Genomic DNA, 25,043 nt, shown 5'->3' on the forward strand with positions numbered 1-25,043 from the left:
CTACTACTGCGCAATAATTTCTTCGTTTTCTTCCGTGCGCTTTAACTGGCGGCGCGCGCGCCTTTGCCGTTCAGCTAGAAGCGCATCCCGCCGACCGGGTGTTTTAATTTCGGCTTCTTCTGGACTGACCCCTAGGACGGTGCGTTGGTAAAGGTAAACGAAAACGTCCCGTATCAGTGCAGTAAACGGCACGCTGACAATCGCACCCGGTAACCCTCCGATTTCGCTGCCGATAATGATGACCAACATCACCACTGCCGGGTGCAATTTGGTGCTATCCCCGGCAATTTTGGGAACCAGAATGTTACCTTCAATTTGTTGGACGATGATGTACAGGATTACAACTTTAAGTACCAAATCGACATTGCCGGTACTACCATAGAAGAAGGAAACCACTATTGCCGGAATTGCGCCAAGAATTGGTCCGATAATGGGCAAAACTTCGAACATCCCGGCTATAAAGCCAAGAAATATTGAGGTTGAAGTATCAAAACCAACAATTAGCAAACCGATTGAACAGAGTATTGCTACAGAACCAGCCAGTATTAATTGTCCCCGGATGTAATCGTTCAAGTCAAAGCTGATGATATTAATCACTCGCCGGGCATCGTCACGCAAGTTAGGCGCAACAATGTTAAACAGGGTTTGCATACCTTTTGATTTATCTTTCAACACGAAAAATAGCCAGAAAGGTACAATTAATACCCCCACTACAAAGCCGATAGTGCCAAATACCAGCGAAAAAGTGCCGCCGATTAAGCCGGTAACAATGTCCCGTACAAAGTTGATGGCGTTTTTGCTGAAGTCGTTCACAAAATCGGTCAGGGGCTGCCGATAATCGGAAGGAATTTGCTGAGCAATTTCTTTATAAGTCTGGTTCAGCCACTTTTGAACCTCGTCAATGTAGCGCGGCGTTTCCTGAATTAGCTTGTTGGATTGATCAACTATAATCGGCACAAGGTAGATAAAGAACCCCGCCAACGCCCCAATGATCATGATATAGACCAGCAGAATGGCAAGGGCGCGAGGCATTAAGCGGTTCAAAGCATCTACCAGAGGCATTAACACAAATGCCAGCACCAACCCCACGATGAAAGGGGTCAAGCCATGCTGCGCTCTTAAAAAAACCCAGCCGATAAATAGGAAAGCAATTCCCAGCAAACCGATGCGCCACCAGCGCCGCGTTTTGTCAGAAGGGTTTGGATACATATTTTTACACTAGGGTTTTAAATCTGATTGGATATTGTTTTTAGTTTTGACTAAGTCCCGGTAAGTTACACGAAGTTTTATGGATGCAACTACAATGCTAATTGTAAGTTATATTTTGACGGGGGACAACGCCCCCGCCTATTAAATCTTATCTAGTTTTAGAATTCGGACAAAACTTCGTCAAGAATGTCAATCGCCTCATCCACATTGTTTTCGGTGATAATTAGCGGTGGCATTAGGCGAATTGTCGTTGGGCTTACCATATTAATTAATAAGCCTTCCTCCGAACAGCGCAACATAATATCGCCCGCTACTTCTTTACTAATGTCAAAGGCACAAAGCAAGCCTAGCCCGCGCACCTCGGTAATTATCGGGTGTTTCTCCTTTAATTCACCCAAGCGCTTGACCAAATATTCACCGGTAGCGGCTGCTCGTCCAGAAATATCATTGTGCAGCACCTCATTCATTACCGCAACCCCGGCGGCGCATGCTAACGGGTTTCCGCCGAAAGTTGAACCATGGTCGCCCGGTTCAAAGACCGCACAATGTTGTTTGGACAAGAGCGCGCCGATTGATACACCGCCCCCTAACGCTTTTGCTAGGGTCATAATGTCCGGCTCAATGCCGTAATGTTGATAGGCAAAAAGCTTGCCGGTGCGCCCGATTCCGGTTTGTACTTCATCAAGCATTAGCAAAAGCCCATTCTCATCGCACCATTTGCGCAAGCCATGCATATATTCCTGAGTAGCTACATTTACGCCGCCTTCACCTTGCACCGGTTCAATCATAATGGCTATGGTGCGTTCGTTGGTGGCTTGTTTGATAGCCTCAAGGTCGTTGTAAGGTACGTTGAGGAAGCCTGCCGGTAGCGGTTTATATGGTTCTTGATAATGCGGTTTGCCGGTAGCGGCTACCATAGCGAGGGTGCGCCCGTGAAATGATTTCAGGGTGGTAATTACCTCGTAAGCTCCGTTTTTCTTGACTTTGCCATACTTGCGTGCCAGCTTAACTGCGCCTTCATTTGCTTCTGCACCGCTGTTGCACAGGAATACTTTATCCAACGCCGAGTTTTCTACCAGTAAACGTCCTAATTCAATCTGGGGGATAGTATAATACTGGTTTGAGGTGTGAATAAGCGTAGCAGCCTGTTGTTGGATGGCATTGACTACGGCAGGGTGGCAGTGTCCTAGAGCGTTTACAGCCCAGCCTCCCACAAAATCGAGATAACTTCGCCCGGTCTGATCCCACAAGCGCACGCCTTCACCCTTAACAATAACCATAGGGGGGCGTTTGATGTTAAACATCAAATATTTCTTTTCCAAATCGGGCCAGCTTGAGGTAATCACAGGCTTTCTCCTTTTTAATACGGGCGTGTGTTACGCCCCAGATTGAAACAAATATCCAAGGAATATGGTCTTAAAGAGTGAATGAATTGTATAATTTTTTCGGGGGATGGTCAATCTATAGTTGTAAAATTAGACGCACCCCCCCCATTTTAAAGTATACTTAAGAGAGTAATTCTAGCACCCATTGGGTGTAGTGGTTCAGGAGCCTGTATGTTTTGTCCATATTGTGGCGCTCAAAATGAGGATGCAGCTAACACATGCAAAGAGTGCCAGAAGCCTTTGCCCAAGCCGGAAGAGGAGCGCAAGGAGAAAGAAAAGCCGGTTTATAATCCGCCTCCGGTGCGCCCTTTCCAGCCCGGATCGCCCGGTAGTGAGTATGTATTTGCCGCACCCGTCAACTATTCTTCCGGCTATGTATACCAACCAGCCTCAACAGTAGGTGTTGCACAGAGTGATTCAATCGCGTTGGCAAGGTTGGGTGCTTATATTATAGATAGTATAATCACCGGGGTAATTAGCCTAGTGGTGGTGGTAATACCATTAGTATTTTGGGTAACCAGTTTTGTGAGCCGTTATTACTCCGATCTGGAAGCAACCTGTAATACTTCCCGCGATACTGTGGCATGTGATAATCTGCTTGAAAATATTATGGTAGAGAAAGGTGAGCTTTGGGGGTTCCTTGGTGTGGTAGGGGGCTTTGGGTTATTGGCAACCCTCCTGTGCCTAGCCTACTCCGTATATTTCACAGCGCGGGGGGCTACACCGGGCAAAAAGGTTTTTGGAATAAAAGTAGTGCGTCAGGACGGTTCCACGCCCGGTTTTGGGGCTGCCTTACTTCGCCAAACCGTGGGTTACTTTATCAGTAGTACAGTTTTTATGCTTGGTTTTCTTTGGGCAGTATTTGATAAATACGGGCAAGGCTGGCATGATAAGCTGGCGAAAACTTATGTGGTGAAAGCTTAACATGGAAAATAATGCTTCCGATTAACAACTTTAATTCAGGAGGAACCACTATGAATTATGATGTATCCAGCCCGGAATACAGAGAAGCATATCGAATGGCGGAACGCCGCGTAAAAGCCAAAATCGGGTTTTACTGGCATCTGGCTTCCTACGTCATTGTAAACGGTATGTTGATTGTTATTTACCTACTTACTACTATGCCAGTAGGCGGGCTATATTATCCCTGGTTTGTATGGCCTATGCTCGGATGGGGAATCGGGTTATTATTCCATTTTCTTGGGGTGTACGTTTTTGCCTCAAATAACTCTCCGGCAGTACGACAGCGCATGATAGAGGAAGAGCTTCGGAAAATGGGAACGCCGGTTCCACCTCCCGGCGTACAATGGCCTAATACCGGTTATGGGCAAGCTAATGTGCCAGACCCTAATAGAGAGCAGAAATATTAGGGCTGTAATATCTTGTCTGATGTACTATAATTTAAAGATATAAGGTCTATTTGGTCATGGTCAGTAGAATTTGTACCTAAATAGCAAGCTAAGTAAAATTTAATGAACTCTTAATATATCAATAAGCTATTTATGCTTGTATAATCTTATAAGAGGTGTAGTATTTCCAGTGTTAAGCTGAGAGTGAACTTAAAATAAAAATGACATACTGGGTTGGTGTATTAATTAAATCAACAAGGGGTCATTTCTGTTATCGGGCTTGAACTTTATACCAACTTTTTGAAAGGTCAAAATGCATAATCCTAACACTGGTAGAGTTTTGGCAATTGATGATGATCCGGGTATTAGAAATGTCCTTAAGCGCATTTTTGAAACCGGTGGTTATGATGCTGAGATTGTATCTTCCGGTCAAGAAGCGCTTGCTCTCCTTTTTTCTACTGACCATAATACTGACGATTGCCCATTTGGTTTAATTTTAACCGACTTAGGGATGCCAGAAATGGATGGATGGAGTGTTGCTGCTGCCATTCGTAGTCGCTGGTTAGATGTTCCGGTGGTATTGGTGACCGGATGGGGCGACGATGTAGATAATAAAAAAACTAAAGAATGTCAAATTAACGAAGTTATTTCTAAACCTTTTAATCTTCATAATCTATTAGAACTTATATCCAAATATACAACCCACTAATCTCAAAAATACTAGGAAAAGACTGGCACTAAAGTACCATACGCCTCCTAATTGTGTAAGGTCTTGTGTAATGTAAAAGTATTATAATTTAACTAATCAGTTTATACTTATGGTAAGGTAAATTATATTATTTTTAATACAAGAGAGGCACAAGGGTAATAGCGATGCAGCCAGCCTATCTAACAGAACAACCCTTAACAAATGTCATGACTATGATCGAAAATTTGCCTAAACGCATACTTATTGTAGATGACGATACTGATATTCTAACCCTACTCAAATTTCAATTACGCTATACAGGGTGGACTATTTCCACTGCGACTGATGGTGCAGAAGCTTTGGAATTATTCTTATCAACTCCGTTTGATTTGGTTTTAACTGATGCTATGATGCCCGGAATGTCTGGTTATGACTTAGCACGCCTTGTAAGAACCAGCGAGAAAGGCTGTTCAACCCCTATTATTATGCTTTCTGCTATTTTAGATACCCCAGATCAGTTAGAATTAGCTAAAGATAGCGGTGTGGATGTTTATATGACAAAGCCCCATGACCGCAGGAAATTGCAAGAGCAAATTAACGCTCTACTGGAATCCCCACCACGAAGGCAAGTTTCAACAGTTTAAATTTCACTTCCATTCATTGGTCAGGTAATACTGGCAACTCATCCAACGTTTGATTAGCTAATACCTAGCCGATTTACTAGGTGTGCTTCTGCCCGTTCGATTGGCGCGTTATTATGAAAGCTTCGCTAAACTTGACTTGTCAAAAGTTCAATTTGAGGCAAAATAGTAACGGAGGCTAGTGATGAGTATTTCAGGTGAAAGTATAAATCTCCTAAAGACCCTATCAAATCAGTTAGCCGATGCGGTGGCACTTGTCTCCCCCGCATTGGTTCAGGTTAACGGGCGACAACGCCAATCCGCCAGTGGGGTGGTATTTGCCCCCGACCTGATTATGACGGCTGACCATGTGCTAGAACGAGAAGACAATATAACAATCGTGACTCATGATGGACGTACTCTTGAAGCCGCCTTTGTGGGACGCGATATTTCAACCGACCTCGCAGTTCTGAAAGTTTCCGACCTGAACATTTCCCCCGCGAATGTAGCCACCGAGGATGCCAGAGTAGGGCAATTGGCGCTGGCTATCGGTCGCCCTGATGGTAATGTAATGGCAAGTTCTGGTATTGTGAGCGCAGTGGGCGGTCCCTTGCGTTTCCGTTCGGGCGGCACTCTTGAGAAATATCTCCAGACCGATGCTACACCTTATCCGGGCTTTTCGGGTGGTCCTTTGATTGATGTGGAAGGTTTGGTATTGGGCATACTCACTACGGGGCTGGCGCGTGGTGTAACCCTATCTATACCCGCTTCTATCGCTTTAGCTTCTGCTTCAACCCTTTCTCAGCAAGGTTATATAAAGCGAGGTTATCTGGGTATTAGCAGTCAGGCGGTTGAAATTCCTGCTGCCCAACGCGCTGGGCGTGAGCAAGAGCATGGCTTGCTGATTGTGCGGGTAGATGCTGATACTCCTGCTGCGGGTGGTGGTATGCTGCTTGGTGATATTCTATTGTCACTGGATGGGCAGAAGGTTGATAGCGTTGAGGATTTGCAAGCATTATTAACAGGTGAACGAGTGGGTAAGGCAGTGGCGGTAGAGGTTATAAGAGGTGGGCAACTCCAGACTCTAACTGTAACGATAGGGCAGCGCAAGTAGGGGAGGATTGATAAAATGGCACTTGACATAATAACTAAACCATCCGGCTCTGAGCTTGCCAATCGGATATCGGAAACGCTGATACAATTATTCGATCAGGTCAAGCCCGGAGTGGTGCAAGTAACCGGGAAAGGGCGCGGCAATGGCGCAGGCGTGGTATGGCGTGCGGATGGTGCAATTCTGACTAATCAGCATGTTGTGGGTAATCAGGACTCTGGTATAGAAGTGCATCTTCCCGATGGTCGTAAGTTTGAGGCTCAGGTCGTAGCGCGGGATTCTACCCTTGATCTGGCTCTTTTGACGGTGGCTGCTAGTGACCTACCTGCTGTGCCGGTAGCCGATTCTTCCCAATTGCGAATCGGTGAAATGGTTTTTGCCATCGGGCATCCTTGGGGCATTAAGGATGTTGTAACCGCAGGAATCGTTAGTGGTTTGGGTACAGTTACAGCCCCGCATAACGGGCGAACCGCAACCTACATTCGTTCTGATGTAGTGTTAGCTCCCGGCAATTCGGGTGGTCCTTTGCTAAATGCCGAAGGAGCAGTGGTGGGCATCAACGCCATGATATTTGGCGGCGATATGTCGGTCTCAATTCCGGCGCATGTAGCGGCGGAGTGGGTAGCCGGAATACCCAGCCGCAGGGTTTATCTAGGGGTTGGGGTACAGCCTGTCGAGCTACCCGAAACACTCAAGGTTGGCGATTGGTCGGAACGTAGTGCCGGTTTGCTTGTAGTTGCTACCGAAAAGGGTGGGTTGGCAGAGTCGCATGGCGTATTTGTCGGCGATGTGCTGATGGAAATTGCAGGCACGCCCGTAAAGGATGCGGAGTCTCTACGTAGCGCCTTAAACCTTTCTCAACGTGGTTCGTCTATTCGATTGGGGCTTTTGCGGGGTGGCACAGTACTTGCACTTGATGTCAATATTACCGATACGGCGGGACAATAGTTATGCTCCGTGCTTTCATCGTTGCTGCCACGCCTGTGCTACGTTCCGGGCTGCGGGCAATGCTCAACTCTCCCGGTATTGAGGTAGTTGGGGATGCGCCTTCGCTTGCTGCTGCACCGGATTTGCATAGCGCAAGTGTGGTAGTGGTGGATGAAAGATTACTCGATGATGTGTTACGCGGTATTGAAGGAGAGCGCGGGATGGCGGTGCTGGCGCTGGCGGATGATGAACGTTCCGCTACTTCCTTGCGTATTTTGAACCTGCGGGGTTGGGGTATAGTGCTACCCGATGCACCTCCCGATGAATTGCAAGCAGCGGTAATGGCGGTAGGGCAAGGCTTGGTGGTTTTGCCACCCGCACTGGCAGAACGTATGCTCAACCGCCTTCCGGTGTCTCTTTCTGAACAAAACACTCCGCTGGATGAACCTTTGACTCCGCGTGAAATGCAAGTGCTGGATTGGTTAGGTCAGGGGCTTTCCAATAAATTAATTGCCCGCCAGCTACAGATTAGCGAACATACGGTTAAATTTCACATTTCCTCTGTTTATGCCAAACTGGGAGTATCGAGTCGAACCGAAGCGGTGCGGCGCGGCTCACAGCTAGGCATTATCACCCAATAGTGAAAAATTTTGTAACAATTCAGCCAGATAAAAAATAGACCTATTTAACTAAAGGAATCCAAGCAGGGTTCTCCGGGGTGCAACCCATAGGCGTATAGTTAAGCCTTTCACAAGTTAAAATCAGGCAACTTTGCATATTAGTGTAAGGTCGGGAGCATGTAGCTCGCGGGTGCTTAACTGAATTTGGCTAATCTGTTGGTAACTAGTGAGGCGATCTGCTCTTTTCTCTTTCAAACTATAGCGGCCCCATCTTTTCCTGAGCTTTTTAATCAATTTCTTTACTTTCTTGTCTTTACCTCTCAGCAAGGCTTTGCCCAGCCTTACGATTTCTGTACCTAAGGTCTGAAGCGCTTTCGTTAGGCTCAACTCCCGCGTTGTCTTTATGAGCGCCTGCAATATAAGGGGCTTCGCCCTGCCTAACTTCGCTTTGTCCGTTTCTTGCCATTGACGGTTGCTTTCTCCTCCTGATGATCCCACCAGTGCTTCCACCAAGTTGGTTTCTTCCGCTTCCCCCATTTCTTCACTCCCTGCTACTCCCCAACTCAAATAGATCAGCAGGGTGTAGCCAATTAACCGGGCATAGATTTCGCACCATACCCGGCTCAATTTCTTGTTGCCGCTCTGTGCTAGTCCCAAACCACTTTTCCAGAGCTTAAAAAGCAACTCGATTTGCCAGCGCAAGTGATAGACTATACCCACCTGATAACCACTTAACAAGCTCTCGTGCACATTCGTTAGATACAAGTTCCAGCGTAACCGCTCAGCTGTCGCGGCACTCAACTCCCGCCCTTTGAGTTGGCTAACCTTTTTCGCTTGCGCCAACCGCTGGAGATAAGCTTCTTGCGGTAGCACTTGTGCCACTACCCGTAACTTCAACCGTTCTTTTTGCCCTACTTCCACTCTTAACTCTATTACTGTTCCTGCGCAGGTACCTCCTCTGCGCCTTAATTCCGACCCTAAAGCCAGGGGCTGGTTACTCCCCTGCTCATACAAATGCACCTTGGGGGGCAAGCGGCTCACAAAATAATGAGCTGCCATCAGCCGTTTTAGCCGTTCCAGGGTGCAATAACCCAAATCAAACAGTACCAAACTGCCTTCCGGTAATTTTTCCAACTTATCTTCAAAGCTCTGATCTGGTTCCAGCGCCGCTTGTGCCGTCACAACCTCCACTTGCTGCTGCAAATAATCATAGGTTATTTGTAACTTCATACCGGCTTTGCCAGCCTGTCCACCACTGGCAGGCTGACTATCCGCCAGTTTGTTAGCTAGCCCTATATGAGTGCTATCTATCAGGTACACTCCTCTAAAAGGTTCAAACAGTTCCAACCACAAACCTTCTCGCTGCTGCCACACTTGTAGCGCTTCTTCGAATAGCAAGCGTAAAAACTCCACTGTCACTGAGGTTAAGCGTTGGCTCAACCCCGAGCGGGTGACATTTACACCGAATTGTTGGGCTATTTGGCTCAATTGGTTAAGGCTGGCGCCGGGCTGGCTCATAAAGCCTGTTACCAACACCAGTGCCAAAATTGTCCCTGTGATTTTCGAGCTGCGTTTGTTCACTCCTTGCTCGTTCGCTAGTGCTTTGGCTCGTTCCCCAAATATTTTTTGCAAAGCTCCAACTATTTCGTCTATACTAGGCATGTGAGTTTCCTTTGGTTTTGTAGTAAGAGTTGAAGAGTCTTACATCTTACCAGAGGAACTCACCTCTTTCTATTTGTGATTCTCTTAACTATACGCTTATGGGGTAGGGGGGGTGAATAGTTACGAAATTCTTACGGTTGTAGATTAATAATATCAGGCAATTTCACCAACGAGGGATTATTTCCGGTTGGTGTAGGCAATACAGACTCGCATTTACGAGGGTCACGCTCACACTCACGTCCTCTTGCGCGCAACTCAACCTCGGTCAAGCAGGTTAGCAAGAAAAAAATCAAGGTAGCCCCCAATGCTACAATCGCCCATGCTCGCAATTTGATGCTTGCTCGTGTGGGTAGAGAACGTTTACCCGGCGGTATATATCTAGTTTGGTCGGGTGGGGCAGCGTAAGGGTGATTAGTACGTGTTAGTGAGGTTGCAAGGTATGGTGCATATTGATAAGGTGCGCCTGCTCGTTCCACACCGGGCGCAGACCAGTAATCCGGGGCGATAGCTTCCCCGGTATAGCCGTAAAAACCGTATAGATAGGGATAGCCGGGCGAGTAATAATCGCCTTGGGCATAATAAGGGGAATCTGGATATAAATCTTTTACCAGCCCGGAATAGCCCAATACCAATCCGGTTCGGCTGGCAGCCGCTCGTTTGCTGACTGAACGTAACGCTAGAAATAACAAACCTGAACCGAGCAGCGATAAAATCAATGAGCTTGTCACCAGTTCGGGGGTTACTACCATCAAGCCGCTATCTGTAGAAGATTCTCCTAGCACATCATTAATAGTGTTCTGGAAAATGAACAGTATCCAATATACTACCGCGGGAAACAGGTTAAAACCAAAATGTGCTGCCATACTGGCATAAATTGAACCGGTAGATAGTGCCAAATATGCCAGCATAAAACCGCCTAGCATTGTTCCGGTGAAGGTGTACATATACTGGTGAAATATCCCAAAGAATATACCTACCCATAGCACAGTGCGCCAGAAACTCGACTCTCCATTCCGGTGAAAACCTGACATCAAAAAGCCACGATTTAAAAGTTCTTCACAGGTGGGGGCAAGTATAAGAAGGGCGACGGTTAGTAGCGCCATACCCAGAAAAGTATTATCGCTCAGGCTACCTGAGTCAGGAATATATAGCGTTCCAAAGATAGCCTGTAATCCCCAGCGTACCAGCACATCGGGAAAGCGCACTGCGAACTGAGCCGCTAACCCGGCTAACATGCAAATTAGCAAGGTGCTGATTTTTAGCTTTCGTAACCTGAAAGTCGTTTTATAATCGTAGCGAAAAATTAAGGTAAACAATAAGGGTAAAGCGGCAATAACGGCTATTTGTGCTGCAATTGAAGCCCACAGGCTACGCCAATGCAAAAAACGTGTTACTGCATAGCCAAGCACATTAAATAGTACCGCAACCAGAAAAAAGCAGAAAATGGCTATGGCAGTGTTTGGGATACGTGGTTTTTTTGCTGCCTCAAAGCTCAATTTTAGCTCCTTCCTCCGGCACTATACAGCGCACCCCGCTCATTTCTTGTATATAACGCGCCATATCGTGCGCCAGCCCGTTATTTATGAAATAAGCAATGTCAAGGTGCGTAATCAGGCACAACTTTACACCTGAATCCTTCAAGAGATGAATTAGTCCATATGCGGTCAGGTGGCGATGCGCGAAGGTGTGATGAAAACCCACATTGGCGATTAATATATCCAGCCCAGCATAATTTTCCTTGAGGTCTTCATGATACTCATGAACTTGTATAAAATCCCGCATTTCCCCTAACGCCAACCCACTATTGACGGTTACAATCTCACCGGATTTGCACTCGAAAGAGCGGATATAGCTGGTATCGCTAGTGTAGCCTAGTTTTAAACCCTTATATGCCAGTGTAAAACCATAATTCTCGTTACCATGATATGCTCGGTGCGGTATTAGGACAACATCTCCGTGCAACTCAAGCGGGTTTTCGGCTTGCATTGCCAGCACTGCTGCCGGACCACCCCGATAGGGACCAAAGCCGGGTGCAGGTAGTTTGCCCTGATGAAAGCGGGTTATATAGCCCTGCTCCAGCAATTCACCGGGAGCTAACACTGCTCCTCGCCGTTGGCTCATGATGTGGCTCATCGCCTCGATTACCACCCCCGCTTCGGTAAAGTGATCGGTATGACCATGCGAAACAAATACCGCATCCAGCGCGGTTAAATCCAGCCCGAAATAATTGGCATGGTAAATTGCGCCGGGACCCGGGTCAATGTGCATCATAAAGTCGGGGAAATTCAAGACAAAGCCACCGGTACGTTTTGTTTGAGTAAGCAAGTTACGGGGAGAACCACCTGTGCCTAGAAAGCAAATCCACTTGTTCCGGTCACGCGGCTTGCGAATTTTTCCACTAAACCATTCTTGGGAGAACGATTCAATAGTAAGACGGCGCAGATGCTCATCCAACGCTTCCAGTTCGGGATTAAGGTCGTTAGGTTGGTGATTATTCAAAGTTAATGCTCGAAGGTTAAAGTGTTAAGCTGTTTCCAGTTAGCATGCCCGATATTTTCCAACTCTTGCAGCAAATCGCGAAAACGCAAACAATCCTGATCGGTTAAAATGTGAGAAATATTCAGGGATTCGGTATGCGTCTGGCTTACAACAAAGGTAAAGTCGCCCATCGTTAACGGCTCACTCCAAAATTGATCGAGTGGGCGAGTCATTGAGAAATGTAGCAAGCCTTTAGCATCAATATGAAGACTTCCGGCAATTTGTCCCCATTCACGGTATGCACGCACCAACAACGACTCATCTGGCGTAGGCAACAACTCGTAACCAATATTTACCAGTGTTGCTTCCATTTCCTTGAGGTGTATACTCCAATCATAACCGCTCTCAGGGTGTTGTTCATTTTCCAAATGTCTTACTCCAAACCTAAAAATAGATCCTTAACCACTTAGTGAATATTAATGTAAGCAAGCGTGTTATATTATAAGGATGAGCTAGAATTGAACTTTCCAGATTTATTGTAGCATACTCATTTGTTGTTGCGGTGATATAGCCTGTTTACTTTTTTAACTCTAAAATTTCACCAGCGGTTGTGCTCCATATCTCTGGCACTAGAGCTAGTAGCGCTACTATAAAAACCGGATAATACTCGCAAAATGAGTGATTTAAAAGAATTTATCAAATTGCAAGCGCTGGCTGAAGGCTTCGACCGCATAGGTATTGCCCGGTCTGAACCGTTTACTGAAACACAGGAACGCTTGTTGGCGCATATTAAAGAAGGCTTGATTCGTGGGTTGGCATGGTTCACCCCCGAACGTGTCGCTTATTCCTGTGACCCTGCCAATCTGCTTCCTCAGGTAAAATCAATTATTTCGCTTGCAATTTCCTATCATTCACTTGACATAAATATAGAACCCAAACCGAATAACCCATGCGGTAAAGTAGCCCGTTATGCATGGGGTCAGGATTACCATAAGGTATTACGCTCTAAAATGGAGCAGCTTTTTGAAAAGATAAGTGAGCGCGAGGGGGTTCGAGAAGCGCGTTTTCTGGTAGATACTGCCCGCATTGTTGATCGGGCGGTGGGGCAACGTGCCGGAGTAGGTTTTTTCGGTAAAAATACTAACCTAATAAGCAAAGGTTTGGGCAGCTATTTTTTTCTATGCGAAATTCTGACCGACCTTGAGCTTGAACCGGATGCACCTGCTATCGGAACATGTGGCAACTGTACTCGTTGTCTCGATGCCTGCCCTACTAAAGCTATCGTAGCGCCTTGGAAACTAGATAATGACCGCTGCATTTCGTACCTAACTATTGAGAAGCGCGGTAGTATAGCGCCGGATTTACGAGATGGTATTGGCACATGGATATTTGGCTGTGATATTTGCCAGCAGGTTTGCCCTTATAACTTTAAAGTTGTTCCCTACAACCACCCTGAATTTATCCCTGCAATACCCGCTATAAGTCAACCGGAGTTGTTAGAATGGTTGAGGATAACTGCTACCGAGGAAAGTTTTCGAGCGCAATTTAAAGATACCTCTTTGGTGCGCACGAAGCGTACAGGCTTACGCCGCAACCTAGCAATCGCATTGGGTAATTCGGGTGAGTCAAGGGTTTTACCTCATTTATATACAGCTTTGGAAGAGGAAACCGACCCAGAAGTAAGGGAACACCTCGAATGGGCAATCCAGAAACTATTGCATGTTATGGTAAGTTGATGTAAGATAAGCCATGAAGCTCACATTAATTATTATGAGAATTTTTCAGGGCGGAGGGCGCTTAAATGTGGTCTGAACTAAGGTATTCACGCCCGGTAAGAACGGGTCTGTTTATAACAATCATCCTGGCTTTAACGTTGGCTTTGGCGGCTTGCGGCAATGCAGAGTCCCCAACTAACGTACCTGAACCTACTGCTACAACCATCTCAACTACGTACAGGGTGGAAAAAGACAATGACCTGTTCTTTCAGGGTTCGGTTCTGAGCGATTGGCAAAAGAAAACCAATGCGGCTAACTCGGTTACTTATGCTCCGTTAGCTTTACCTAATACCGAGTTAACGATTAGTACCAGCAAAATAACCCGCCTGCAAGCTAATTCTACTGCACTGAGTGATAAGTATCTCAATGATTTGCGCCAGCAATACGGCAATGTACAATTGGGCGCATCTCAAACCCTCAAAATGGTTGACCGTGAGGTGACGGTTACTGAGATTCGGTATAATAATGGGAAAGATATTACCGAATATGTCACACAAGTTAATGTGAGCAAAGCAGACCGCGCCTATCTGCTGATTGGATCACTTTCCACTGCCGATTCAGACCGCTTGAAAAGCCCCATCTTACAAATGATGTCCTCCCTGAGCTTCAATCCGCCTGATGCGCCGCTTGATCCCCGTTTAACACCGACAGTTCCCACTACCCCAATTATTGATAGTGGTAAACTTCAACCTACACCCGGAAGCGCTTCCTCTTCAGGAAAAAAAGTTGGCTTGTTGGACTGGACTTCTCCTTCGCTCAATCTGGGAAAATCTCCTACAGTTACATTTAGTGGGAAATTCCCGGTGAATTGGAATTGGGGTATCAAGCCGTTTCCCACCGAGAATGACCTCGGTTTATTTCTGGTATCTAACATAACTGCTGCTAAAGGACCGGTTGGTCAAAGCTCGGCAGAAGCAAATATCCAGCTTGGTGTAGTCCAAAACGTTTTTGCTGCCGAAGGTACGCCCAAACCTGTTGAGTGGGAAAATGGCATCAAACCGGTGATGGATTACTTTCAGACTGTTACTTTGCCGGGAATAGGCTTAAATGTACAACTGGGTTTGCCTGTGCTAGATATCAACGGCACTAAGAAAGTAACTTTTGCCGTTCGTTCTGATAGCGGTGGTCAAGTCAACTCCGTAGGCAGTATTTACTTCCGCAATATAGGTAAAAATATGTTGGTAGGTATACTTTACATTAGCCCGGACGTTGCCTTCAAGGATATCGAAGCGCAAAATTATGATACAGATATGCTTACTATAGTGAATAGTGTTCGAGTAAATATTAAATAGTTTGTAATTTATATCACGATAATAAGAGGACGTGTCTATCACGTCCTTTTTATTTTCATAGCATTTTAAGTGCCTCGTAGGTTCAATAAGAGCGAATAAATATCCCATTTAATACATAGTTATATTAAGATTATGTTACAGCATGCCTGTAACTATTTTTCGTAATGTTAACCGTTATATTAACCAAGTAAAATAGCCTGCAAGTAAATAATTAATATTTCAAAAAGAAATGTGATCATTAGTAATTATAAATTGGAAAAGCACTTGTCAAATAATCGAGTTAAATAATAGCTGAGAATAATATTATGAAGTATTCAGTAGCTGACGATGATAAAAAACTAATAAATGGGTGTCTTTCCGGTTTTGAAGAAGCTTGGGAAGCGCTTATCTCGAAACATCAGCGTTTAATTTACACAATTTGCAAGCGTTACCATTTAGACGATGACGAGGCAGGCGACATTTTTGGGCGCGTCTCGATGGTTTTATTACAACATCTCAAAAGTATAAAAGATCATTCTCGGTTGCCCGCATGGCTAATAACTACTACCAGCCGAGAATGTTGGCAATATCATAAAAATTTAAGAACCGTATCCCTTACGCCCGATGAAAATAATTACGAGATTGCGTATATGCTTGAACCGGCAACTGAGCTTGCTTTACCAGAAGAAGAGTTGTTGAGTTTGGAGCAGCGACATCAAGTGCGGGATGCTTTCAAGCAATTGCCGAAACGCAACCAGAAATTATTATGGTACCTTTTCTTTGATGATAAAAATCTTTCTTATAATCAGATAGCAGCCGAACTCAATATGCCAGTTTCCAGTATAGGTCCTACCAGAGGTCGTAGCTTAGAAAAGCTACGCCAGTTAATGGAATGAAATATCAATATACTGGTTATCTTCCAGTCGCTTGAGTTGTATGTATTTCCTGTAAGGAACAGCTAACTATCCACCACACCACTTCATAATCTAAAGCTGTTTCTGGTATTTGTCCCTTTATCTTATTGTCACATCCTTCTGTGCTTGGGTATGAGCAGGGTTGTTTCAGATACCCCTGCTTGATTTCGCCTTGATTAAGGCGGGAAAGGTTGTCGGGGTACTTACTCCGGCAACTTTTCTTCAAAAATGTTGAAGTTTGGTAAAGTTGGTTAAATAGCCTTTGGTGGAGGTCTAACATGAGCGAAAATATCACTCCCATAAATAGGTTACTTATTGCTGTAATAGATCCAGATGAGAATAGTCGCTTGATTTCCAGACATGTGTTGTCGGGGGCAGGGTACGATGTTATAGAAGCTTCAGACGGACTTTCAGGTCTTGCCCAGTTTAATCGCAGGCAACCGGATATGGTGGTATTAGATACAAACTTACCCCAACTAGACGGTTTTGAAGTTTGCCAACGCTTACGCCTTATGCCCGGAAGTGAAAGTATTCCAATCCTTATGATCAGTGACAATTCTGATGACAGATCTATTGCCAGAGCTTTTGAATGCGGTGCCACCGATTATCAGACCAAACCCTTTAACTGGACTATTATTCTCAGGCGGATACAAAACTTTCTTAAGGTGAGAAATAACGGTATTGAATTAATACGGAATCATAGCCGTATTCTCGAACTGCTTAACAACCAGTCTGTTTCGCTGGATGAAGCATTGAACCGGATAGCCGAGCTTGCTCAAGATCAATTGCCTCATATACATTGTGGAATAATGCTACTAAAACATGGGCGGTTGTATTTTGGTGGCGCTCCAAGCTTGCCTGAGACTCTCAAATATACCTTAGATGGCATGCAGATTGGTAATAGCAGTACCAGTGCTGGCATAGCAGCCTATACAGCAAAACCCGTACTGACTTCTAATATAATGCAGGATCGTGCCTGGGAAGATTATTTTTTTGTAGCTATAGATAATAGTATTAATTCTTGTTGGTCAATGCCGGTGCAATCCAGCAGTGGGGTTGTGTTAGGGGTTTGTTCGTTTTATCTTAGCGAGAGTCGGTATCCAACACCATCAGAATTTGAAATGCTTGAGCTTATTTCACGTTTAACGTTGACGGCAATCCGCAGCAACCAACTTCGACAGCAAGTTAAGGTCGGTAAACCGACTGAATCGGTAACACGCCTACCAGAATTGTACAGGCTACAGACTAAGCTACAGGCGGTGCTGGATTCTGATAGGTTGTTTGGGAATGGCACTGCCGTAATGATGATGGAATTGGAAGGCTATAATCAAATTGCTCATGAAACTACTGAGAAAGAACTGAGTTCGCTAGTGGCTATCAGCCTACAAGCGGCGCTTCGAAAGGGCGATATGGTGGTTTGTCTTGAGAACGGCAAGTTTGCGGTATTGGTTACAGGCTTAAAGCATCAGACCAGCCCTAAGCAATTAGCCGAACGCCTTTCACAAAACTTGATCAAACCATTTGTGATTAAAGGGCAGCAATTGCGTGTTTCCGCAAATATTGGTGTAAGTATTGCTCCTGCCGATGGAGATAGGGCAGAAATGCTGCTGGAAAAAGCGCGCTTAGCCCTTTCATTGGCTTGCCGTCGTCAGGGTCAACCGGTTCAACTATTCAGTCATTCCTCGGAGAATCCCACGGTTGCTACTTCGCTTGTGGGACAAACCGGGGACATTACCGCTGAAAGGTTATCAAGCCTTCAGGCGAGTTAAATCAGTTTTATTTATTTATTCTACTCGTTTTATCTTTACCCTGTATCTAGGGCTTTCGCTTGGAACTATAAAAAAGAATTTAAGGCAAGAGGCTAAAACCCTTGCCTTAAAACGAAAGCCCTTGCTTCTTTCCGCTACCTTTCCTGTTACTTGGAAAAAACCTATTTGGAAAAACCGAATTTACGCATAACGTTTCACTCTTCTCAAGCGTTATATTTCATATCAAATATGATTTGAATTCTGATTAGATGGTTATTTTCAGAAAGGCTATGAGAAGTATGACAAAAAAAGATAGCAAATATTTAAGTTTGCTACTGCTTAGTATTTGTACCGTTTTATTGTTAGCCTGTGGCGATTCTACTGCCACGCCTTTACCGCAAAATGTTACAACTTTGCCTATTGCTCCAACCGCTACTACCCCTCCGATAGCGCTAACAACCACCCAACCTGTTGTACCTACCGCTACTATACGCCCGACTACCCAAACCGCCACAACCAATGCGACAACTCTCGCAACTACTACCCAACCTACCACTGTTGCGCAGAATACTATCGGTGGTTTGGTGGTGCGTACAACACCTGTACCAACGGTAACGCTGATTTCTACGCCAACTAATGCGAACGGGTTTTTACAGGTTGGCGTTGGCAAAGATTTGTTTATAGAGGATCGCAGTACTCCGGTGCAATTGGTGCGTTCCTACTATAATGCCATTTCACGACAGGAATATGCTAGAGCTTTCAGCTATTGGGGTTCTGGGGGTGGGCAAGTTCCGGGTTCACCTGCTTCCTCGGCTGCACTGGCTAATACTTATAAAAATCTCAATACCTTGCAACTAAGTATCGGGGCATATTGGAGTGGTGCTGCTGCTGGCTCAACTTATTATTCTGTCCCGCTGGTTTTGTCTGGTTCGTTCGCCTCTAACGTAAATACCACCACAGCGACTTGCTTCCAGATACAACAACCAAGGGCGATTAATTTTGGCGCACCACCCTTTAATTCTATGGCATTTATAACAATCAAATCCCAACAGGTAGCGGCGGATGCAAACTCCGAGTCTATAGCAGAAGGGCTTTGCCAATCCACCGGAAACCCTAGAATCCCTCCTTCTATTCCGGCAGCAAAGCCACCAATTGAATCCGATAATTTTGTGGATGATCGCAGCACTTCCGATAATGTCCTCCGCTCATATTTTAACTCGATAAATCGAAAAGAATATGTCCGCGCTTATTCTTATTGGGAGAGCGGTTCGCAAGAGTCGGGGGTATTACAGCCTTACACCCAATTTGAACAGGGCTATAAGAATACGGTTTCAGACCAGTTAAGTGTAGGTAATATAACCAGCAATGGCGCCGCAGGGTCTATTTACTATTCGGTTCCGGTTGTGGTTGTTTCGAGGTTAATTGGCGATAGATTCCAGACATTTGTAGGCTGCTACACCATACGACAATCTAATCACTCTTTTTATGGTGAAGGTCCCTTTGTCCCGTTGGTTATCTATAAAGCAAATTTGCAGGAAGTTCCGGCTAATACAGATACACCCGTGCTGTTGCAGCAGGCTGTTCAGAAGTGCAGTATATAATATACTGAGTGCCTTGTATGATATAAAAAACAGGTGAAAACTAGGCAGGGTGATGGAGAGGTAGCTGAGAGTCTAATGACGTAACCCCGAAAGAAAAATAGACCCCATCACCCTGGGCAGCCTTGATTTTGAACTGTATCTAGTATCAATGCAAGGTTTCTATCAAGCTTTTTTGAATTTCTGGCTCCAGTATAGATGTTTTATTTAGCGTTTAGTTGGAGTTGGTGAGGGCAGCGATGTTGGTTTGCTAGCAGTGGTGATAATATCATCCAGACCGGGTGGAACGGTTGGTTGAATTGGAACGGTTGGGGTTGGCACTAGGAAAGGGGCTTCGGTCGCAGGAGGTTGGACTACCACATTAAGAGTTGGATACAGGCGAATACTAGTAGTAGTTGCTTTATTACCAGAACTAGCTTGATTAGCCGGATTAGTTAGCAAGATCGTAATGGTAGCAACTATCAAGATTAAAGCCACCGCACAGGCAGCCAACACCCATGTACGGGGACGATCCACCCATGATATTTTTGTAGATTGGCGGGAGGGTTCTTTCGATAAGCTTTCATCCCAGATTAGTCCAGACGAATCGAAAGCAGTATGGACGGCATGTTCAAATGCCTCCAATCCCGGATAATAAGGTTCTTGCTCTCTTACAATTTGCGCCAAAGCCTTTGCTTGTGGAAAGAACCCCTGCGAAAAGGCTTTTCTTGCCAGCTCATAGAAATAGGCAGCCCCAAAGTTTTTATCCGGCTCTTCTTCCTGAGTTTCTTCTTCGGTATGTTCTTCACTTTTTAGGTGCAATAAATCATCTAGCTCCTGTCGCCATTTGCTTAGGTAGCGCTCGTAATCCGAAATTTTTTGTCTTATTGTGGCACGCTCTTCGGTATTAGAGGTTATTATTAATTTTTTTTCGGCTTCGCTCATAAGTGTATAGGTTTCTTCCATGAAACCTTGCAACTTGTGAATTTCCGCCACCGTTGGCTCACTTGACATAATATCCATTCAAATTTGGATGATCTATACCTTAAACGCTATTATTACTTTAACAGACCCTAGACTCTCTGTAAACCGGAAAGACCCGGTACTTATTTACCGAGCCTTTCCTAGTAACCTATATTAACTTGTGTAACCACGTCTTGTTTTTAATTTGTTTTCGCTAGAAGCGGGCTGTTCGCATTTCCAATTGCTATACCAATGCTTCTTGCTATATCTTGCAACTATCTCGAACGGCTCCCATATTCCATCGTGTTTTGCCCATGCTTCGCTCACAAAGTAAGCATATGAGTCGCGTTGGGGATAATAAACCACAATAAAACTGCTGTTATCTTTAACGTGGCTACTTTTTTTTGCAGCTTTAGTGGCTAAGGCTTCACTAACCCACATTTTGACCGATTCCTTTGCCTGAAACACGCCGCATCGAGTATTCTTCAGCATATTTATTCGGCTTCTTTACTCTGCCACACCTTATGCTGCAACTTTGTAGCGTTTGTACCGATTGTTTCTCCTTAACAGTTTGATGCCTTTCCATTAAGGATCGGCAAATTCTCAGGTGTGCAATAATAAAACCGATTAATATTATGATAACTATTAGTAAGAGAAATATTCTCACCTTACACTGTTATAAACGCATTTAGCAGCACGATAGTTCCGTTTTTGGCAACAACTACCCTAAAAGTTAATCCCCCCTTCATTTTCAATAGGAGGGATTGGACAACGAGTTATTTACCTTTCTAATACGTATGTGCCTGGCGCAGCACATATTGGTGGATTAGTTTTGCTGCCCATTGGCGGGGGAGATACTTGTTCTCCGGCGCGAGCTTTAAGCCACTCCGCCCAGTCAAACCACCAACTACCCTGCTGCGGCTGCGCTTTATTGAACCAATCCTCTGCCGTTTCTGCGCTTGCTTCGTTAGTCCAATAACCCCGCATTTTGGAAGGAGTGTTTATAATACCCGCGATATGCCCACTTGAACCCACTATAAAGCGTTTTTTACCGCCCGCCAATTTGGTAATACGCCATGCCGATTTCCAAGGTACAATGTGATCTTGCTGCGTACCTACCGCATAAACGTCCTGAGTGATTTTACCCAAGTCAATCGGCACACCTTTAAGAATGATTTTGCCGGGTTTAACCAAGTTATTCTCAAGGTAGGTATTGTGCAGATAGAAGGAATGTGCGGTACGCGCCATACGGGTTCCATCAGCATTCCAGTACAGTAAATCGAAAGCGGGAGGCTCTTTGCCGAGCATGTAGTTATTGATTACGTTGCTCCAAATCAGGTCGTTAGCCCGCAAAACATTGAACATTGATGCCATCTCTTTGCTGTCCAAATAGCCACGCGCCATCATCTGTCCTTCAATGAAAGTAACATACTGCTCGTCAATGTAAACTGAAGTATCGCCCACTTCCTCAAAGTCCTGTAGCGTAACAAAGAAAGTGGTGCAATTAACAGTATCATCACCGATAGCGTTTAGATAAGGCACGGTCATAGAAAGCAAAGTGCCGCCGATACAATAGCCAACTGTATTGATTTTATCTGTTCCGGTTATCTCTTTGATAACTTTTATAGCGGTCAACGGACCCATTTCAAGGTAGCCCTCAAGCCCAATATCTTCCATTTGGGCATCCGGGTTTTTCCAACTGATTACAAATACGGTGAAGCCTTTATCCACCAAAAACTTAATCAGGCTGTTTTCGGGTTGCATATCAAGGCAATAGTACTTGTTAATCCATGGCGGTAAGAACAAGACGGGAATAGAATAGACTTTTTCAGTAGTAGGCTTGTACTGAATAATCTCCACCAATCTGCTACGATGGATTACCTGACCGGGGGTAATAGCTAGGTTAACACCCGGTTTGAAGGCGTCAGTATCGGTCATTTTAATTTGACCGGTTTTTACATCCCTGAGCAGGTTATTCAAACCATCTACCAGATTCTTGCCACCGCTTTTAATGGTTTCATGAATGACCTGAGGATTGGTGAAAAAGAAATTGGTAGGGCTAATCGAATCCAGAAACTGGCGTAAATAAAAGGTGATTCGCCGCTTCTGCTTATCGTCAAGACCCTTCAAGCTTCCTGCGGACTTCAGAAGGGTGGTTGCACCTAGCAAATAGGTCTGTTTCAAAGCGTCATAAGCGATATTTTGCTGCCAGTCTGGCGAGTTGAAACGTTTGTCACCTTTCTCTGGCTCAACCGCCGGACCGGTGGGTTGCCCCCACATCTTCAGCATGGTTGCTACCATGAGTTGGTTATACTGCTGTAAATAGTCGGTATAATTTGCCCATACTCTGGAGGGGTCACTAAACATACTTGTCCAGAGTTGCTGCATTGAATGCATGATTTCAGCCGGGTCGAGCGGCAATAGCTTACTGTAGGGGTTTGCCTCCCACAACTGATCAATCATTAACATCCAAGGATCAGGTTGATTACTTTGTCCATTAAGGCTAGGTATTTTAAAGGTCTGTTCGACCAATTTAGTCCAATCTTGCGGTTGCATCGTATGTGTGCCACTCCTCTAAAATCAGGCGAATGCGTTCATTCCGGTTATCGCCTGTCCTATAATAAGGGTATGTATATCGTCAGTACCTTCATAAGTGAAAACAGATTCAAGGTTGTTCATATGTCTGCTAATTGGATACTCCAGCGTTACGCCATTAGCGCCCAAAATTGAACGAGCTTCGCGGGCAGCTTTGATAGCTTCCCTTACGTTATTGCGTTTAGCGATAGAGATTTGCACAGGATGTAAAATGCCTTCATCCTTAAGTCGCCCAAGTTGTAGTGAAAGTAATTGTGCTTTAGTTAATTCCGTTGCCATAATCGCCAGTTTTTGTTGTACCAATTGGAATCCGGCGATAGGCTTTCCAAACTGAACCCGGGTTTTGGCGTACTCCAATGCCGTTTCGTAACAGGCGCGCATCGCCCCCATTGCACCCCATGCTATACCAAAACGGGCTTCATTCAAGCACGAAAGTGGTCCTTTCATGCCTTTAACGTTTGGTAAAACATTTTCTGCCGGGATGCGGCAATCATCGAAATGCAGTTCTGAGGTAACAGAAGCACGTAATGAGAGTTTATGCTTTATATCGTTAGCGGTAAAACCGGGAGTGCCTTTTTCTACAATAAAACCGCGAATACCTTCATCGGTTTTAGCCCACACTACCGCTATATCGGCGACACTTCCATTGGTAATCCACATTTTGCTACCGTTCAAAACGTACTGATTCCCCTCTAACCGAGCGTTGGTGCGCATACCGGAGGGGTCGCTGCCGAAATCCGGTTCGGTCAGACCAAAGCAGCCGATAAATTCACCGCTTGCCATTTTTGGGAGGTATTTCTGTTTTTGTTCTTCCGAGCCATAGCTGTAAATTGGAAACATTGCCAGTGAACCTTGTACCGATACGAAAGAGCGAATCCCACTATCGCCCGCTTCCAGTTCCTGACAAGCTATGCCATAGCTCACCGCATTTAACCCGGCACATCCGTAACCCTCCAAATGCATTCCCAACAAACCTAATTCGGCGATTTCAGGTATTAGCTCACGCGGAAATGTACCTGCTTCAAAATGTCCACCGATTACCGGGTTTACTTTTTCCTGCACAAAGCGACGTACTGTATCGCGTACCATACGCTCTTCTTCACTGAGAAGATGATCAATATTATATAAATCAATGGCAGAGGGCATTGGGGTTTTAGGGGTAGTGACTGTCGCAGCCATTTCTATTTTTACTCCTCCTGCTACCGGGACAATTTAAGGTTAAATTTCCCTTCTTCCTGCAAAAGCTTGCTCATTCCCACAATTATAAGCACTTCAAGCAAGTTTAACAAGTATAGACCCGGAAAAACCCAAAGTGATTCAGAGAATAAACCATCGCCGCCACAAGCAGCGTGGTATGAGGTAGTTTTTGTTACTACGTTTATTTACAACCCTTAATTATTCTGCTAGTATCCCTGAAGAACAATTTACATGCAAATCCTTTATTTATCCGAAATTCCAGCTTAAGTTGAGGTGGCTATGACTGAAATATCTGATAATTATATTGAAAATTTGTTGGTGAGGTGTGTTGCTATAGCCACCAGCACATGGAGTGATGCACTTGATCAATTAGAATTAGCCGGTGTGATTCAAGGTCTACAACATCGAAGCGGTATAGGACGTATTGCGGGTAGAGCGGTTACCGTAAAAGAAGTTACCGGAGAACTAGGCGACCACCTGCTAGAAGATTTTAACGTTGGCGCAATTTTGGCTGCTGGCGGCGCAGGGGAAATTTTAATTATTGATATGGGCGGCTACGAAATATCGACTTTTGGCGGTTTAGCTGCTAGAGCCGCTACAAACCGGAATATTACGGGAGTACTGATTGAAGGTGGTTGCCGGGACTTGGATGAGATTCGTGCTACAGGGCTGTGGTTGGGTAGCCGTCATGTAACTCCGCTATCAGGTAAAAGACGTGCCAAAGTAACCGGAATTAATATACCAATATATATAGATGGGGTAGAAATTAATCCCGGAGATTATATAGTTGCAGATACTACGGGCAGTATTGTAATTCCTGCCGGACGAATTGAACAGGTGTTGGAAATAGCCGAAGAGCTAACGGCGCGTGACATGCAATTTGAAGACGCGCTCAAGCAAGGGCAACAATTCGGCGCAATTGCCCAAACCTTAAAGCACATGTAAGACGGAGTG

General features: G+C 45.1%; 23 protein-coding genes. 13 read left to right on the forward strand and 10 right to left on the reverse strand.

Features of this window, described 5'->3' with window-relative positions:
• Positions 1 to 3: 3 nt before the first annotated feature.
• Positions 4 to 1,209, reverse strand: coding sequence for an AI-2E family transporter (locus OZ401_RS09045; protein ID WP_341467906.1), 1,206 nt, complete (start codon positions 1,207 to 1,209; stop codon positions 4 to 6).
• A 158-nt stretch (positions 1,210 to 1,367) separates the two neighbouring features.
• Positions 1,368 to 2,552 carry an acetylornithine transaminase gene (locus OZ401_RS09050; protein ID WP_341469868.1) on the reverse strand — a complete coding sequence of 395 codons (1,185 nt, stop codon included), beginning with the start codon at positions 2,550 to 2,552 and terminating at the stop codon, positions 1,368 to 1,370.
• Positions 2,553 to 2,765: 213 nt separating this feature from the next.
• Here OZ401_RS09050 and OZ401_RS09055 point away from each other — a divergent pair, with 213 nt between their 5' ends.
• The 7 genes from OZ401_RS09055 (at position 2,766) to OZ401_RS09085 (ending at position 7,930) form a co-directional block, all read left to right on the forward strand.
• The gene (locus tag OZ401_RS09055) at positions 2,766 to 3,518 is read left to right on the forward strand and encodes an RDD family protein (protein ID WP_341467907.1); all 753 of its coding nucleotides are present in this window, start codon (positions 2,766 to 2,768) and stop codon (positions 3,516 to 3,518) included.
• 50 nt (positions 3,519 to 3,568) lie between these two features.
• Positions 3,569 to 3,964 carry a 2TM domain-containing protein gene (locus OZ401_RS09060; RefSeq protein WP_341467908.1) on the forward strand — a complete coding sequence of 132 codons (396 nt, stop codon included), beginning with the start codon at positions 3,569 to 3,571 and terminating at the stop codon, positions 3,962 to 3,964.
• A 292-nt stretch (positions 3,965 to 4,256) separates the two neighbouring features.
• Positions 4,257 to 4,652 carry a response regulator gene (locus OZ401_RS09065; protein ID WP_341467909.1) on the forward strand — a complete coding sequence of 132 codons (396 nt, stop codon included), beginning with the start codon at positions 4,257 to 4,259 and terminating at the stop codon, positions 4,650 to 4,652.
• Positions 4,653 to 4,816: 164 nt separating this feature from the next.
• Complete coding sequence (locus OZ401_RS09070) at positions 4,817 to 5,275, forward strand: response regulator (RefSeq protein ID WP_341467910.1); 459 nt, start codon at positions 4,817 to 4,819, stop codon at positions 5,273 to 5,275.
• Positions 5,276 to 5,456: 181 nt separating this feature from the next.
• Positions 5,457 to 6,365 (forward strand): S1C family serine protease, encoded by a 909-nt coding sequence (locus OZ401_RS09075; protein ID WP_341467911.1) that lies wholly within the window; start codon positions 5,457 to 5,459, stop codon positions 6,363 to 6,365.
• 15 nt (positions 6,366 to 6,380) lie between these two features.
• A complete protein-coding gene (locus OZ401_RS09080; RefSeq protein WP_341467912.1) occupies positions 6,381 to 7,310 on the forward strand; it encodes a S1C family serine protease in 930 nt (309 codons plus the stop codon).
• Positions 7,311 to 7,312: 2 nt separating this feature from the next.
• Positions 7,313 to 7,930 (forward strand): response regulator transcription factor, encoded by a 618-nt coding sequence (locus OZ401_RS09085; RefSeq protein WP_341467913.1) that lies wholly within the window; start codon positions 7,313 to 7,315, stop codon positions 7,928 to 7,930.
• Positions 7,931 to 8,050: 120 nt separating this feature from the next.
• Here the strand turns inward: OZ401_RS09085 and OZ401_RS09090 are convergent, their stop codons facing one another.
• The 4 genes from OZ401_RS09090 to OZ401_RS09105 form a co-directional block, all read right to left on the reverse strand.
• On the reverse strand, positions 8,051 to 9,571 hold the full coding sequence (locus OZ401_RS09090; protein ID WP_341467914.1) for an IS4 family transposase: 1,521 nt from the start codon (positions 9,569 to 9,571) through the stop codon (positions 8,051 to 8,053).
• A gap of 131 nt (positions 9,572 to 9,702) precedes the next feature.
• On the reverse strand, positions 9,703 to 11,067 hold the full coding sequence (locus tag OZ401_RS09095) for a CPBP family intramembrane glutamic endopeptidase (RefSeq protein ID WP_341467915.1): 1,365 nt from the start codon (positions 11,065 to 11,067) through the stop codon (positions 9,703 to 9,705).
• Positions 11,057 to 12,070, reverse strand: a complete 1,014-nt coding sequence (locus OZ401_RS09100) for an MBL fold metallo-hydrolase (protein WP_341467916.1) — start codon at positions 12,068 to 12,070, stop codon at positions 11,057 to 11,059. Before OZ401_RS09100 ends, OZ401_RS09095 begins: the two co-directional genes overlap by 11 nt.
• Positions 12,071 to 12,072: 2 nt before the next feature.
• Positions 12,073 to 12,477: a hypothetical protein gene (locus OZ401_RS09105; protein WP_341467917.1), complete on the reverse strand. Its 405-nt coding sequence runs from the start codon at positions 12,475 to 12,477 to the stop codon at positions 12,073 to 12,075.
• 246 nt (positions 12,478 to 12,723) lie between these two features.
• Here OZ401_RS09105 and queG point away from each other — a divergent pair, with 246 nt between their 5' ends.
• The 5 genes from queG to OZ401_RS09130 all read left to right on the forward strand — a co-directional run bounded on the left by queG (position 12,724) and on the right by OZ401_RS09130 (position 19,358).
• Complete coding sequence (gene queG / locus OZ401_RS09110; RefSeq protein WP_341467918.1) at positions 12,724 to 13,785, forward strand: tRNA epoxyqueuosine(34) reductase QueG; 1,062 nt, start codon at positions 12,724 to 12,726, stop codon at positions 13,783 to 13,785.
• 65 nt (positions 13,786 to 13,850) lie between these two features.
• Complete coding sequence (locus OZ401_RS09115; protein WP_341467919.1) at positions 13,851 to 15,116, forward strand: hypothetical protein; 1,266 nt, start codon at positions 13,851 to 13,853, stop codon at positions 15,114 to 15,116.
• 305 nt (positions 15,117 to 15,421) lie between these two features.
• The gene (locus tag OZ401_RS09120; protein WP_341467920.1) at positions 15,422 to 15,991 is read left to right on the forward strand and encodes an RNA polymerase sigma factor; all 570 of its coding nucleotides are present in this window, start codon (positions 15,422 to 15,424) and stop codon (positions 15,989 to 15,991) included.
• 296 nt (positions 15,992 to 16,287) lie between these two features.
• The gene (locus OZ401_RS09125; protein ID WP_341467921.1) at positions 16,288 to 17,778 is read left to right on the forward strand and encodes a response regulator; all 1,491 of its coding nucleotides are present in this window, start codon (positions 16,288 to 16,290) and stop codon (positions 17,776 to 17,778) included.
• Positions 17,779 to 18,056: 278 nt separating this feature from the next.
• Positions 18,057 to 19,358, forward strand: coding sequence for a hypothetical protein (locus OZ401_RS09130; protein ID WP_341467922.1), 1,302 nt, complete (start codon positions 18,057 to 18,059; stop codon positions 19,356 to 19,358).
• Between the two features lie 204 nt (positions 19,359 to 19,562).
• Here the strand turns inward: OZ401_RS09130 and OZ401_RS09135 are convergent, their stop codons facing one another.
• From OZ401_RS09135 to OZ401_RS09150, 4 genes are all read right to left on the reverse strand, one after another.
• Positions 19,563 to 20,348 (reverse strand): hypothetical protein, encoded by a 786-nt coding sequence (locus OZ401_RS09135; protein ID WP_341467923.1) that lies wholly within the window; start codon positions 20,346 to 20,348, stop codon positions 19,563 to 19,565.
• 123 nt (positions 20,349 to 20,471) lie between these two features.
• Positions 20,472 to 20,789 carry a hypothetical protein gene (locus OZ401_RS09140; protein WP_341467924.1) on the reverse strand — a complete coding sequence of 106 codons (318 nt, stop codon included), beginning with the start codon at positions 20,787 to 20,789 and terminating at the stop codon, positions 20,472 to 20,474.
• Between the two features lie 288 nt (positions 20,790 to 21,077).
• Positions 21,078 to 22,853 (reverse strand): PHA/PHB synthase family protein, encoded by a 1,776-nt coding sequence (locus OZ401_RS09145; RefSeq protein ID WP_341467925.1) that lies wholly within the window; start codon positions 22,851 to 22,853, stop codon positions 21,078 to 21,080.
• Between the two features lie 24 nt (positions 22,854 to 22,877).
• Complete coding sequence (locus tag OZ401_RS09150; RefSeq protein ID WP_342398974.1) at positions 22,878 to 24,071, reverse strand: acyl-CoA dehydrogenase; 1,194 nt, start codon at positions 24,069 to 24,071, stop codon at positions 22,878 to 22,880.
• Positions 24,072 to 24,368: 297 nt separating this feature from the next.
• Here OZ401_RS09150 and OZ401_RS09155 point away from each other — a divergent pair, with 297 nt between their 5' ends.
• Positions 24,369 to 25,034, forward strand: coding sequence for an RraA family protein (locus tag OZ401_RS09155; RefSeq protein ID WP_341467926.1), 666 nt, complete (start codon positions 24,369 to 24,371; stop codon positions 25,032 to 25,034).
• Positions 25,035 to 25,043 lie beyond the last annotated feature (9 nt).

Source organism: Candidatus Chlorohelix allophototropha (assembly GCF_030389965.1).
In the GTDB taxonomy this organism is placed as follows: Bacteria; Chloroflexota; Chloroflexia; order Chloroheliales; family Chloroheliaceae; genus Chlorohelix; species Chlorohelix allophototropha.

Excerpts from the sequence above, each read along its gene's own strand:
- OZ401_RS09045 (WP_341467906.1), bottom strand. The coding sequence starts at position 1,209 with ATGTATCCAAACCCTTCTGACAAAACGCGGCGCTGGTGGCGCATCGGT.
- OZ401_RS09055 (WP_341467907.1), top strand. The coding sequence starts at position 2,766 with ATGTTTTGTCCATATTGTGGCGCTCAAAATGAGGATGCAGCTAACACA.
- OZ401_RS09060 (WP_341467908.1), top strand. The coding sequence starts at position 3,569 with ATGAATTATGATGTATCCAGCCCGGAATACAGAGAAGCATATCGAATG.
- OZ401_RS09065 (WP_341467909.1), top strand. The coding sequence starts at position 4,257 with ATGCATAATCCTAACACTGGTAGAGTTTTGGCAATTGATGATGATCCG.
- OZ401_RS09070 (WP_341467910.1), top strand. The coding sequence starts at position 4,817 with ATGCAGCCAGCCTATCTAACAGAACAACCCTTAACAAATGTCATGACT.
- OZ401_RS09075 (WP_341467911.1), top strand. The coding sequence starts at position 5,457 with ATGAGTATTTCAGGTGAAAGTATAAATCTCCTAAAGACCCTATCAAAT.
- OZ401_RS09080 (WP_341467912.1), top strand. The coding sequence starts at position 6,381 with ATGGCACTTGACATAATAACTAAACCATCCGGCTCTGAGCTTGCCAAT.
- OZ401_RS09085 (WP_341467913.1), top strand. The coding sequence starts at position 7,313 with ATGCTCCGTGCTTTCATCGTTGCTGCCACGCCTGTGCTACGTTCCGGG.
- OZ401_RS09090 (WP_341467914.1), bottom strand. The coding sequence starts at position 9,571 with ATGCCTAGTATAGACGAAATAGTTGGAGCTTTGCAAAAAATATTTGGG.
- queG (WP_341467918.1), top strand. The coding sequence starts at position 12,724 with ATGAGTGATTTAAAAGAATTTATCAAATTGCAAGCGCTGGCTGAAGGC.
- OZ401_RS09115 (WP_341467919.1), top strand. The coding sequence starts at position 13,851 with ATGTGGTCTGAACTAAGGTATTCACGCCCGGTAAGAACGGGTCTGTTT.
- OZ401_RS09120 (WP_341467920.1), top strand. The coding sequence starts at position 15,422 with ATGAAGTATTCAGTAGCTGACGATGATAAAAAACTAATAAATGGGTGT.
- OZ401_RS09125 (WP_341467921.1), top strand. The coding sequence starts at position 16,288 with ATGAGCGAAAATATCACTCCCATAAATAGGTTACTTATTGCTGTAATA.
- OZ401_RS09130 (WP_341467922.1), top strand. The coding sequence starts at position 18,057 with ATGACAAAAAAAGATAGCAAATATTTAAGTTTGCTACTGCTTAGTATT.
- OZ401_RS09135 (WP_341467923.1), bottom strand. The coding sequence starts at position 20,348 with ATGTCAAGTGAGCCAACGGTGGCGGAAATTCACAAGTTGCAAGGTTTC.
- OZ401_RS09140 (WP_341467924.1), bottom strand. The coding sequence starts at position 20,789 with ATGCTGAAGAATACTCGATGCGGCGTGTTTCAGGCAAAGGAATCGGTC.
- OZ401_RS09145 (WP_341467925.1), bottom strand. The coding sequence starts at position 22,853 with ATGCAACCGCAAGATTGGACTAAATTGGTCGAACAGACCTTTAAAATA.
- OZ401_RS09150 (WP_342398974.1), bottom strand. The coding sequence starts at position 24,071 with ATGGCTGCGACAGTCACTACCCCTAAAACCCCAATGCCCTCTGCCATT.
- OZ401_RS09155 (WP_341467926.1), top strand. The coding sequence starts at position 24,369 with ATGACTGAAATATCTGATAATTATATTGAAAATTTGTTGGTGAGGTGT.